Genomic DNA, 11,266 nt, shown 5'->3' on the forward strand with positions numbered 1-11,266 from the left:
AACTGCCTACGGTCAGTGAGAGGGAAAAGAGCGGGATTTTCGATTAGTCAAAATTACCCTTTAAGGGTAATTTCAGGGACAGGGTTCAGTTTCTTATGGAAAAGAAAACACCTCATTACAACCTCGCGTTGATAAAGGCGGATGTGCGGCGTTTGGGGATAAAGGCGTTCACAAAGACGGCGAGGGGAAACGCCAGGGATCTCGGTTTCAGCATCACGGAAATGCAGGAAGCTGTCTTCGGACTGGAACGCGACATGTTGTACAAATCGATGACCACCTATGACGATCACAGAGTCTGGCAGGACGTCTATCACGCTCATACGTGTGGTCTGGAGATCTACATCAAGGTGACCTGCTGCACAGACGGCGAACCTCCGGTGATCTCTTTCAAGGAGAGAAAATCATGAAAACAAAACAATGCTTCAGTTGTGGTAGAAGTGACGGGATGACGCACTTCGAAGGTCGTGGTGAAACCATGATCGTCAAAGGCATGGAGCGTCGGCTGGATGACTTGTCTGGCTGGGAATGCCAAGCCTGCGGGGAAGTCATACACGATCCGGATTCCGCAGAGCGATATTCAGACGCATGTGATGAATTGGTCATTGCCGCCAGACGGATGATTGGCAACGAAATGAAGCAGATCCGCCGCAAGCTGAATTTGTCGCAAAAGGAAGCAGTCCTGCTGCTTTCCGGCGGCGGGCATAACGCGTTTTCCCGTTATGAACGCGGCGAGGTGCTAGCGCCGAAGACGTTGGTATTGCTGATGCGCCTGCTCGATCGGTATCCGCACTTACTGGTCGATGCGAAATCCCTGGCTGAAGGTGCGGATTTGCGGGGTTCGAAAAGCATCGTGCATAAAGAACACGAAACCCTCACCACCTGACACCGTCACCTGTAGGAGCGAGCATGCTCGCGATGGTCGTCAACGAAGACGCTGGGCACCTGACACCCCGCAGTGTTCCGAATTGCATCGCGAGCATGCTCGCTCCTACAGGGTTCTGCGTATTCGTCAGGCAAAAATAAACCCGGACCAGGTCCGGGTTTATTTCGTTACCAGTTTCGTTACCAAGTGCCGATCAATGCAGGATCTGGCTCAGGAACAACTTGGTGCGATCGTTCTGCGGGTTGTCGAAGAAGTCGTTCGGCGCGGCCTGTTCGACGATTTCGCCCTTGTCCATGAAGATCACGCGGTTGGCCACGGTGCGGGCGAAGCCCATTTCGTGGGTCACGCAGAGCATGGTCATGCCGTCTTCGGCCAGGCCGATCATGGTGTCCAGAACCTCTTTCACCATCTCCGGGTCGAGTGCCGACGTCGGTTCGTCGAACAGCATGATTTTTGGTTTCATGCACAGCGCGCGGGCAATCGCCACACGTTGCTGCTGACCGCCGGACAGTTGCCCCGGGTACTTGTGCGCCTGCTCCGGAATGCGTACGCGTTCCAGGTAATGCATGGCGATTTCCTCGGCCTTGCGCTTGGGCATCTTGCGTACCCACATCGGCGCCAGAGTGCAGTTCTGCAGAATGGTCAGGTGCGGGAACAGGTTGAAGTGCTGGAACACCATGCCGACTTCACGGCGGATCGCTTCGATCTGCTTGAGATCGTTGGTCAGCTCCACGCCATCGACCACGATGCGGCCCTGCTGGTGCTCTTCCAGGCGGTTGAGGCAGCGGATGGTGGTGGACTTGCCCGAACCCGACGGACCGCACAGCACGATACGCTCGCCCTGCTTGACGTTGAGGTTGATGTCTTTCAACACGTGGAACTGGCCGTACCACTTGTTCACGCCCTGCATCTGAATAATGCCTTCAGGGCCCACAGGCTTCTTGATTGCTTCGCTCATCGGAAAACTTCCTAAATTAGGTAGCGACTTAGCGCTTGTGGCCTGTGTCGAGCTTGCGTTCCAGATGCATGGAATAGCGCGACATACCAAAACAGAAAATCCAGAACACCAAGGCGGCGAACACGTAGCCTTCGGTGGCCATGCCCAGCCATTTCGGGTCGGCGGCGGCTTGCTTGACGCTGTTGAGCAGGTCGAACAGGCCGATGATGATCACCAGGCTCGTGTCCTTGAACAGCGCGATGAAGGTGTTGACGATGCCCGGGATCACCAGCTTCAGGGCTTGCGGCAGGATCACCAGACCCATGCTGCGCCAGTAACCCAGGCCCATCGCCGCGGCCGCTTCGTACTGCCCTTTCGGAATCGCCTGCAGACCGCCGCGCACCACCTCGGCCACGTAGGCCGACTGGAACATGATCACGCCGATCAGCGCCCGCAGCAGCTTGTCGAAGTTCATGCCTTCAGGCAGGAACAGCGGCAGCATCACCGAGGACATGAACAGCACCGTGATCAACGGCACGCCGCGCCAGAATTCGATGAAGGTCACGCAGACCACTCGAATCGCCGGCATGTTCGAACGACGACCCAGCGCCAGAACGATCCCCAGCGGCAACGCACCGGCGATACCGACGGTGGCGATCACCAGGGTCAGCATCAGGCCGCCCCATTGGCTGGTCGCGACTTGAGGCATGCCGAACACGCCACCGTGCAACAGACACCAGGCGATGATCGGGTACAGCACCAGGAAGCACAGGCCGTACACCGCTTTGCGCGGGAAGCGCGAGATGAACAGCGGTGCCGCACCGAGGACCGCCAGCCACACGGTCAGGTCCACGCGCCAGCGCAGTTCCGGCGGGTAGTAGCCGTACATGAACTGGCCGAAACGCTGCTGGATGAACACCCAGCAGGCGCCTTCCTTGGTGCAGTCGGCGCGAGTGGTGCCGACCCAGTTGGCATCGAGGATCGCCCACTGGATGATTGGCGGAACCACCAGGTAGATCAGATAGAACGCGAACAGAGTCAGCAGGGTGTTGAGCCAGCTGGAGAACATGTTCGCGCGCATCCACGCCACGATACCGATGCTACTGCTCGGTGGCGGCATGTCAGGTTTGAAAGTATGAGTGCTCATGCGCTTTTCCTTACCGCTCGATCAGCGCAATGCGCTTGTTGTACCAGTTCATCAGCAGGGAAATGCTGATACTGATTGCCAGGTACACGCTCATGGTGATCGCAATCACCTCGATCGCCTGCCCGGTCTGGTTCAGCACGGTACCGGCGAACAGCGAGACCATTTCCGGATAACCGATACCGGCGGCCAGGGAGGAGTTTTTCACCAGGTTCAGGTACTGGCTGGTCAACGGCGGAATGATCACGCGCAGGGCTTGCGGGATGATCACCTTGCGCAGGGTCGGACCGTTGCGCAGGCCGAGCGAGTGCGCCGCTTCGGTCTGGCCGTGGCTGACGGACTTGATGCCCGAACGCACGATCTCGGCGATGAACGCCGCGGTGTACACGGTCAGCGCCAGGGTCAGTGCCAGCAGTTCCGGGATCAGGACCCAGCCACCGACGAAGTTGAAGCCCTTGAGCTCAGGCATTTCCCAGTGAACGGGCGAACCGAAGACCAGGGCGCACAGTGCCGGGATCACCAGGAACAACGCCAGGCCGACCCAGAACTTGTGGAACGGCTCGCCGGTCGCTTCGAAGCGCTTGTTGGCCCAGCGGCTCATCAGCACGATGGCGACGATAGCCACCACGACGCTGATCACGAACGGCCAGAAACCGTCGGCTGCCACTGCGGCCGGCATGTTCAGGCCACGGGCGCTGACGAAGAAGGTGTCACCGAAGTTGTGGCTGTTGCGCGGTCCCGGCATGGTCAGGAACACCGCGAAGTACCAGAACAGGATCTGCAGCAGCGGCGGGATGTTTCGGAAAACCTCCACATAGACGGTCGCCAGCTTGGCGATGATCCAGTTTTTCGAAAGACGGGCCACGCCGATGATGAAGCCCAGGATGGTCGCCAGAATCACGCCAATGAAGCTCACCAGCAAGGTGTTGAGCAGGCCGATGACGAACACGCGGGCATAGCTGTCCGCTTCGGTGTAGTCGATCAGGTGTTGAGCGATGCCGAAACCGGCACTGCGCTCCAGAAAGTCGAAACCGGAGGTGATGCCCCGGTGCTGAAGGTTGGTCTGGGTGTTGTCGAAAAGGTACCAGCCCATCGAGACCACCGCGACAATGGTGATGATCTGGAAGAGCCACGCACGCACTTTAGGATCGCTGAGGCTGAGCCTCTGCTTTGGTGCGCCGATTGAATTTTGCATGAAGTGCCCCGGTAATAATGGAACAGAACATCACCCGGCAGTTGGCCTGCCGGGTGATAGAACCATCAGCGCACTGGTGGTGCGTATTGAATGCCGCCAGCGTTCCACAGCGCGTTCAGGCCGCGGTCGATTTCCAGCGGAGTGCTCTTGCCGAGGTTTTTCTCGAACACTTCACCGTAGTTGCCGACCTGCTTGACGATCTGCACAACCCAGTCTTTCTTCACTTTCAGGTCTTTGCCGTATTCACCGTCGGCACCCAGCAGACGAGCGACGTCCGGGTTCTTGGTGGACTTGGCTTCGGCTTCCACGTTCTTGGAAGTGATGCCTGCCTCTTCAGCGTTGAGCATGGCGTAGCCAACCCAGCGCACGATGGCCAGCCACTCGTCGTCGCCGTTACGCACGACCGGGCCCAGAGGCTCCTTGGAAATGGTTTCCGGCAGAACCACGTAGTCCTTCGGCGCGGCCAGCTTGCTGCGCTGGGCGAACAGTTGGGACTTGTCGGAGGTCAGCACGTCGCAACGACCGGATTCCAGCGACTTGGCGCTTTCATCGGAGGTGTCGAAAGTGATCGGGGTGTATTTCAGACCGTTGCCACGGAAGTAGTCGGAAACGTTCAGCTCGGTGGTGGTACCGGCCTGGATGCAGATGGTCGCGCCGTCCAGTTCCTTGGCGCTCTTCACGCCCAGCTTGTTGTTCACCAGGAAGCCGATACCGTCGTAGTAGGTAATCATGCCCGGGAATTTCAGACCCATGCCGGCGTCGCGGGAGCTGGTCATGGTGGTGTTACGCGACAGGATGTCGATCTCGCCCGACTGCAGGGCGGTGAAACGCTCTTTGGCGTTCAACTGGCTGAACTTGACCTTGGTCGCATCGCCGAACACGGCAGCGGCCACAGCGCGGCAGTAGTCAGCATCGATACCGACGATCTTGCCGGTGGAGTCCGGAACCGAGAAGCCTGGCAGACCATCGCTGACGCCACACTGCACGAAACCTTTCTTCTGCACTGCATCCAGGGTTGCACCCGCCTGAGCGAACCCGCTGACACCGAGTACTGTTGCTGCAGTCACGATGGCCAGGGTGGATTTCAACATCTTCATTCAAAACCTCCAGTTTTGCTCTTGTTGTGTCGGAGCGTGAGTCCTGCCGCACCCTTTTGAGGCGTTGTCGACCCGTGTTGGCTTGTTGTTGGGTCAACCGACGTAGAGACCGTAGCTATGAGTCTAGTAGGAGAAAATCCACATAATGGACAACTCACTTCTCACCAATCGGCCGAACGGGCTGTAGCCCTTTCACGTTCGCGAAGCCCGTAGCGGCCTGTGGCGAACATCCATCACCGGATTCTTTGCTATCCCACCGCCAAAAATGGCCTGATAGTGTTACCGCCAGATGTGGGATCTTCGTACCAGCTCCCCTATAGCAAGGCCCGTACCACACCGACCATTTAAGCGGGAAAGCGACAGGTCAATAGCAAAACTTGTAACCTTGCGACATCTTCGTAACTGATCAACCAGACGCGCCCTCGAGCCCCGCACTTAATGAGAGCGCACGCACACAATTGGAGCAGACATGTCCGAGCCCTTGATTCTTCACCCCGCCAAGACAGAAGACGCCTGCGTCATCTGGCTGCACGGCCTGGGCGCCGATCGCTACGACTTCCTGCCGGTGGCCGAAGCCCTGCAGGAAACCCTGACCACCACCCGCTTCGTATTGCCCCAGGCACCGACCCGCGCCGTGACCATCAACGGCGGTTACGAGATGCCGAGCTGGTACGACATTTTGGCCATGAGCCCGGCGCGGGCGATCGACCGTGATCAGCTGGAAGCCTCCGCCGATCGCATCATCGAATTGATCGAACAACAGCGAGCCAGCGGAATAGACGCCTCGCGGATTTTTCTGGCAGGTTTTTCCCAGGGCGGCGCGGTGGTGTTACACACCGCGTTTCTGAAATGGCAGGGCCCGCTCGGTGGCGTACTTGCCCTCTCCACCTACGCCCCGACCTTCAGCGATGAGCTGGAACTGTCCGCCAGCCAGCAGCGTATTCCGGTGCTGTCGCTGCACGGTCAATACGACGACGTGGTGCAAAACTCGATGGGGCGCACCGCTTATGAGTATTTGAAGTCCCATGGTGTCACCGTGACATGGCAGGAGTACCCAATGGCCCACGAAGTGTTACCCGAGGAAATTCGCGACATCGGTGTGTGGCTTGCTGAACGTTTGCGCTAAACGTTTTACCGGCGTTTTTGTGTTTAAAAGCGCCCTTTGATCCACCCCACTACGCCGCGCCCGTTTCTTGCATTACACTGGCCGGCGTACATTCCTTAACCAATTGATGAGATGACCGTGCTCAAAGCACTCAAGAAAATGTTCGGTAAAAGCGAGACTGAGCAACTCGCGCCAGCCCCCAGCGCTCCGTCTCACCAGCCCAGCCACCGCACCGACGGTAATCAGCCTGGCCGGACCGCTCCTGCAGCGGCACCGAAAGACGAACCGCAACGTGAGCCAAAGCGTCCTCCAGCCGCCCAACCTGCGGCAAGCACTGCCCCCGAGCAGCCACGCAGCGAAACGCCGAAACCCGCCAAACCACGCCGCGAACCGAAGCCCAAGGCCCCGGTGATCCCTTGGAAACTCGAAGGTTTCGTCGTCGAGCCCCAGGAAGGCAAGACCCGCTTCCACGACTTCAAGCTCTCCCCGGAACTGATGCATGCCATCCAGGACCTGGGCTTTCCTTATTGCACGCCGATCCAGGCGCAGGTGCTGGGCTTCACCCTCGCCGGCAAAGACGCCATCGGCCGCGCCCAGACGGGCACCGGCAAGACCGCCGCGTTCCTGATTTCGATCATCACCCAGCTGCTGCAGACTCCGCCGCCGAAAGAGCGCTACATGGGCGAGCCACGGGCGCTGATCATCGCGCCGACCCGCGAGCTGGTAGTGCAGATCGCCAAGGACGCCGCGGACCTGACCAAGTACACGGGCCTGAACGTCATGACGTTCGTCGGCGGCATGGATTTCGACAAGCAGCTCAAGCACCTCGAAGCGCGTCACTGCGACATCCTCGTGGCCACGCCTGGCCGCCTGCTGGACTTCAACCAGCGCGGCGACGTGCACCTGGACATGGTCGAAGTGATGGTGTTGGACGAAGCCGACCGCATGCTCGACATGGGTTTCATCCCGCAAGTGCGCCAGATCATTCGCCAGACGCCGCCGAAGTCCGAACGCCAGACGCTGCTGTTCTCCGCGACCTTCACCGAAGACGTGATGAACCTGGCCAAGCAGTGGACCACCGATCCTGCCATCGTCGAGATCGAAGCCACCAATGTTGCCAGCGACAACGTCGAGCAGCACATCTATGCGGTGGCCGGTGCCGACAAGTACAAACTGCTCTACAACCTGGTCAACGACAATGGCTGGGAGCGGGTCATCGTGTTCGCCAACCGCAAGGATGAAGTGCGGCGCATCGAGGAACGCCTGGTGCGCGACGGCATCAACGCCGCGCAACTGTCGGGCGACGTGCCGCAGCACAAGCGCATCAAGACTCTGGAAGGTTTCCGCGAAGGCAAGATCCGCGTGCTGGTGGCTACCGACGTGGCGGGTCGCGGGATCCACATCGACGGCATCAGCCACGTGATCAACTTCACCCTGCCGGAAGTGCCGGACGATTACGTGCACCGTATCGGCCGGACCGGTCGTGCGGGTGCCGACGGTGTTTCCATCAGCTTTGCCGGTGAAGACGACTCCTACCAGCTACCGGCCATCGAAGAGATGCTGGGCAAGAAGATCAGCTGCGAAATGCCGCCGACCCATCTGTTGCGGGCGGTTGAGCGCAAACGTCCATAACGGACACGGTGTAAAAAGAGGCGCAGACCGGAAACGGACTGCGCTTTTTTTTCGCCCGGATATTGCGAGACAGATCTAAAAGTCCATAATGGACAAATTAGTTTATAAACCGCTTCCGGAGTCGACCATGTCCAGCACCCCCTACGTGATCACCCAACCTCAGGCCCGCGAGTTGCTGGCCCAGGTCGACGTGCCTCAGATCCTGCGCAAACTGTTCCGCGACCTGGCCGCCGGGCAAGCGGTGCAGCCGGCGCAGCAACTGGTGGAGTTTCCACAAGGGGCTGGCGACTTCATCAATTACTTGGGCGTGCTGGCGGAAGATGGCGTGTACGGGGTCAAGACTTCGCCTTACATCGTCCGCGAACAGGGGCCATTGGTGACGGCCTGGACTTTGTTGATGTCGATGCAGACGGGCCAGCCGCTGTTGTTGTGCGATGCCGGTGAGCTGACCATAGCGCGCACCGCCGCGACCACTGCCGTGGCCATCGATGCCCTGGCACCACTGAAGGCCTCGCGCCTGGCAATCATCGGCAGCGGCAAAGTGGCCCAGGCCCATGTGCATTATGTGAAGGGTCTGCGTGACTGGCAGAGCATCAGCATTTACTCGCCGGGGCTGAGCGAGAGCAGCGCCGAGGAGCAGACGCAGATCAGAAACCTCGATCCGCGTTTGAATATCGTCGACAGTCGTGAAGTGGCGATGGCCGATGCGGATGTGATCATGCTGTGCACCTCGTCCGCAGGACCGGTGATCGACCCGTCCATTTTGAGCAAGCCAGCGCTGATTACTTCCATCAGCACCAACGCCCCGCGCGCCCACGAAGTACCGCCGCAGAGCCTCAACGACATGCAGGTGTTCTGCGACTACCGCGTGACTACCCCGGGCTCGGCCGGGGAAATGCTGATTGCCGGCGAACAGCATGGCTGGAACAAGAGCGCGATCCTCGGCGATCTGCCGGATTTGCTCAGCGAAAAAGTGCAGCGCCCGGCTTATGACCGGCATGTGTTCTTTCGCTCCATTGGTTTGGGGCTGGAAGATATTGCGTTGGCGAATGCCATTTACCGTTTGCAGCGCTAAACAGATACCTACTGCAGGCATACATCCTTGTGGCGAGGGGGCTTGCCCCCGCTGGGTGGCGAAGCCGCCCCAAAACCTGCCAACTCGTTTTTTCAGGTACACCGCGTTTTTCGGTTTTGCGACGGCTCCGCCGCCGAACGGGGGCAAGCCCCCTCGCCACAAAGGCCGCGCCCTCACCCGGGAAATGTTCATAATTTTGGCATCACGCCCCATCAGGAGACGTTCATGAGCCAGGCAGACTTCATCATCATCGGCGGCGGGATTGCCGGCGCTTCCACCGGTTTCTGGCTGTCGCAGCACGGGCGCGTGGTTGTGCTCGAGCGCGAGTCGCACCCGGCCTATCACTCCACCGGGCGCTCGGCGGCGCTGTTCACCGCAGCCTACGGCACACCCCAGGTACGCGCCCTGACCCTGGCCAGCCGTGATTTCTTCGACACCCCGCCCAGCGGTTTCTGCGAGCACCCGCTGCTGACCCCACGCGGTGAGATGACCGTGGACTTCACCGGCGATCCGGACGAGCTGAACAGCCAATACCAAAGCGCCAAGTCCACAGTGCCCGAGATGCAACTACTCAGCGTCGACGAGGCCTGCGAGCTGGTACCGATCCTGCGTCGGGAGAAAGTCCACGGCGCGCTCTACGATCCGACCGCCAGCGACATCGATACCGATGCCCTGCATCAGGGCTACCTGCGTGGCATCCGCCGCAACAAAAGCGAAGTGCATACCGACTGCGAAGTGCAGGGTTTGTCCCGCAATACCGAAGGCCTGTGGCAGGTGCAGACCTCCACTGGCACCTTCAGCGCGAAGATCATCATCAACGCCGCCGGCGCCTGGGCCGACAAGATCGGCGAACTCGCCGGCGCCCGCCCGCTGGGCCTGCAACCCAAGCGTCGCGCGGCCTTCATCTTCGCCGGCCCCGAGGGAGTGGACATTCACCATTGGCCGATGCTGGTCAGCCTCGACGAGTCCTTCTATATGAAGCCAGACGCCGGCATGTTTCTCGGCTCACCGGCCAACGCCGACCCGGTCGAGCCTCACGACGTGCAGCCTGAAGAGCTGGACATCGCCATGGGCATCTACCAGATCGAAGAAGCCACCACCCTGACCATCCGCCGTCCGACCCGCACCTGGGCCGGGTTGCGCAGCTTCGTCAGCGACGGCGATCTTCTGTCCGGTTTCGATCCACAGGTGCCGGGCCTGTTCTGGGTCGCGGCGCAAGGCGGTTACGGCATCCAGACCTCGCCAGCCATGGGCCAGGCCAGCGCAGCTTTGGTTCGCGGTGATGCGCTGCCTGAGCAACTGACCCGTTTCGGCCTGAGCGCCGAGATGCTTTCCCCCGCTCGCCTGAGCTGATCGCTGCCATCACCTGAGCCAGCCTCGCGTGACGCGCCGACACGATTGCGGCACACTTTCAGAGCCCCGTTCCACGGGGCGCTGATGCTGCCCGGAGCCCCCTGCATGAACGCACCCGAAAAAGACCCGGCCTTGAGCGACGCCGCCCTGGATAACTTCCGGGCGATCGCCGATGCCATCGCCACCCTGTTCTTCCCCCACGCCGAGGTGGTGCTGCACGACCTGCGCACGCAGAAGGTCGACTACATCGCCAACAACCTGTCCAAGCGGGTGATCGGCGACGATTCGGCGCTGGAAGACATGCTCAGCGACGATGTCGACGAACGAAACATCGGGCCGTACGAAAAGCTCAACTGGGATGGTCAGAATATTCGCAGCGTCAGCACCGTGCTGCGCGACAGCGAAGGTCATCCGCTGGGCGTGCTGTGCATCAATCTGAATATTTCGCTGTTCGAGAATGCCAAGGCCGCGCTGGACCTGTTCCTGTCACCGACCAAGCTGATCCCGCAACCGGACGCGCTGTTTCGCGATGACTGGCAGGAGCGGATCAACACCTTCCTCCACGCCTGGCTGCGCGAACGCCAGCTGAGCCTGAACCTGCTGACCCGCGATCACAAACGCGAACTGGTGCTGGCCCTGCATGCCGAAGGCGCGTTCAAAGGCAAAAGCTCGTCGAACTATGTGGCCAATGTGCTGAACATGGGGCGGGCGACGGTTTACAAGCATTTGAAGGAATTGAAGGGGTAGACCCTGGAATTTGCGTTGCCTTGTCTGACGCCTTCGCGAGCAAGCCCGCTCCCACATTTGTTCTGTGTCGAACACAAAATTTGTGTACACACAGATCA

At 59.9% G+C, this 11,266-nt stretch carries 11 protein-coding genes; 7 read left to right on the forward strand and 4 right to left on the reverse strand.

Going from position 1 to position 11,266, the window contains the following annotated elements:
• Nucleotides 1-95 precede the first annotated feature (95 nt).
• Nucleotides 96-407, forward strand: a complete 312-nt coding sequence (locus ACW9JE_RS12090; RefSeq protein ID WP_224534416.1) for a type II toxin-antitoxin system MqsR family toxin — start codon at nt 96-98, stop codon at nt 405-407.
• On the forward strand, nt 404-883 hold the full coding sequence (locus tag ACW9JE_RS12095; protein ID WP_224534417.1) for a type II toxin-antitoxin system MqsA family antitoxin: 480 nt from the start codon (nt 404-406) through the stop codon (nt 881-883). The genes ACW9JE_RS12090 and ACW9JE_RS12095 overlap by 4 nt, the downstream gene beginning before the upstream one ends.
• Before the next feature lie 193 nt (nt 884-1,076).
• Here the strand turns inward: ACW9JE_RS12095 and ACW9JE_RS12100 are convergent, their stop codons facing one another.
• The 4 genes from ACW9JE_RS12100 to ACW9JE_RS12115 all read right to left on the reverse strand — a co-directional run bounded on the left by ACW9JE_RS12100 (nt 1,077) and on the right by ACW9JE_RS12115 (nt 5,256).
• Nucleotides 1,077-1,841, reverse strand: coding sequence for an amino acid ABC transporter ATP-binding protein (locus ACW9JE_RS12100; RefSeq protein WP_016771581.1), 765 nt, complete (start codon nt 1,839-1,841; stop codon nt 1,077-1,079).
• A gap of 28 nt (nt 1,842-1,869) precedes the next feature.
• The gene (locus tag ACW9JE_RS12105) at nt 1,870-2,967 is read right to left on the reverse strand and encodes an amino acid ABC transporter permease (protein WP_224534419.1); all 1,098 of its coding nucleotides are present in this window, start codon (nt 2,965-2,967) and stop codon (nt 1,870-1,872) included.
• A 10-nt stretch (nt 2,968-2,977) separates the two neighbouring features.
• On the reverse strand, nt 2,978-4,159 hold the full coding sequence (locus tag ACW9JE_RS12110; RefSeq protein ID WP_224534430.1) for an amino acid ABC transporter permease: 1,182 nt from the start codon (nt 4,157-4,159) through the stop codon (nt 2,978-2,980).
• 65 nt (nt 4,160-4,224) lie between these two features.
• Entirely contained in the window at nt 4,225-5,256 is a 1,032-nt protein-coding gene (locus ACW9JE_RS12115; protein ID WP_224534432.1) for an amino acid ABC transporter substrate-binding protein, read from the reverse strand.
• A gap of 469 nt (nt 5,257-5,725) precedes the next feature.
• Here ACW9JE_RS12115 and ACW9JE_RS12120 point away from each other — a divergent pair, with 469 nt between their 5' ends.
• The 5 genes from ACW9JE_RS12120 to ACW9JE_RS12140 all read left to right on the forward strand — a co-directional run bounded on the left by ACW9JE_RS12120 (nt 5,726) and on the right by ACW9JE_RS12140 (nt 11,168).
• Nucleotides 5,726-6,382 carry an alpha/beta hydrolase gene (locus ACW9JE_RS12120; RefSeq protein WP_224534433.1) on the forward strand — a complete coding sequence of 219 codons (657 nt, stop codon included), beginning with the start codon at nt 5,726-5,728 and terminating at the stop codon, nt 6,380-6,382.
• Nucleotides 6,383-6,493: 111 nt separating this feature from the next.
• Nucleotides 6,494-7,993, forward strand: a complete 1,500-nt coding sequence (gene rhlB / locus ACW9JE_RS12125) for an ATP-dependent RNA helicase RhlB (protein ID WP_457432886.1) — start codon at nt 6,494-6,496, stop codon at nt 7,991-7,993.
• Between the two features lie 127 nt (nt 7,994-8,120).
• The gene (locus ACW9JE_RS12130; protein ID WP_224534452.1) at nt 8,121-9,068 is read left to right on the forward strand and encodes an ornithine cyclodeaminase family protein; all 948 of its coding nucleotides are present in this window, start codon (nt 8,121-8,123) and stop codon (nt 9,066-9,068) included.
• A gap of 225 nt (nt 9,069-9,293) precedes the next feature.
• Nucleotides 9,294-10,421, forward strand: coding sequence for an NAD(P)/FAD-dependent oxidoreductase (locus tag ACW9JE_RS12135; RefSeq protein ID WP_457432887.1), 1,128 nt, complete (start codon nt 9,294-9,296; stop codon nt 10,419-10,421).
• 105 nt (nt 10,422-10,526) lie between these two features.
• Nucleotides 10,527-11,168, forward strand: coding sequence for a helix-turn-helix transcriptional regulator (locus ACW9JE_RS12140; protein ID WP_224534456.1), 642 nt, complete (start codon nt 10,527-10,529; stop codon nt 11,166-11,168).
• Nucleotides 11,169-11,266 lie beyond the last annotated feature (98 nt).

Source organism: Pseudomonas sp. SDO55104_S430 (genome assembly GCF_054070595.1).

What these genes read in the sequence shown, in the direction of transcription:
- ACW9JE_RS12090 (WP_224534416.1), top strand. Translation starts at nt 96, where the DNA reads ATGGAAAAGAAAACACCTCATTACAACCTCGCGTTGATAAAGGCGGAT.
- ACW9JE_RS12095 (WP_224534417.1), top strand. Translation starts at nt 404, where the DNA reads ATGAAAACAAAACAATGCTTCAGTTGTGGTAGAAGTGACGGGATGACG.
- ACW9JE_RS12100 (WP_016771581.1), bottom strand. Translation starts at nt 1,841, where the DNA reads ATGAGCGAAGCAATCAAGAAGCCTGTGGGCCCTGAAGGCATTATTCAG.
- ACW9JE_RS12105 (WP_224534419.1), bottom strand. Translation starts at nt 2,967, where the DNA reads ATGAGCACTCATACTTTCAAACCTGACATGCCGCCACCGAGCAGTAGC.
- ACW9JE_RS12110 (WP_224534430.1), bottom strand. Translation starts at nt 4,159, where the DNA reads ATGCAAAATTCAATCGGCGCACCAAAGCAGAGGCTCAGCCTCAGCGAT.
- ACW9JE_RS12115 (WP_224534432.1), bottom strand. Translation starts at nt 5,256, where the DNA reads ATGAAGATGTTGAAATCCACCCTGGCCATCGTGACTGCAGCAACAGTA.
- ACW9JE_RS12120 (WP_224534433.1), top strand. Translation starts at nt 5,726, where the DNA reads ATGTCCGAGCCCTTGATTCTTCACCCCGCCAAGACAGAAGACGCCTGC.
- rhlB (WP_457432886.1), top strand. Translation starts at nt 6,494, where the DNA reads ATGACCGTGCTCAAAGCACTCAAGAAAATGTTCGGTAAAAGCGAGACT.
- ACW9JE_RS12130 (WP_224534452.1), top strand. Translation starts at nt 8,121, where the DNA reads ATGTCCAGCACCCCCTACGTGATCACCCAACCTCAGGCCCGCGAGTTG.
- ACW9JE_RS12135 (WP_457432887.1), top strand. Translation starts at nt 9,294, where the DNA reads ATGAGCCAGGCAGACTTCATCATCATCGGCGGCGGGATTGCCGGCGCT.
- ACW9JE_RS12140 (WP_224534456.1), top strand. Translation starts at nt 10,527, where the DNA reads ATGAACGCACCCGAAAAAGACCCGGCCTTGAGCGACGCCGCCCTGGAT.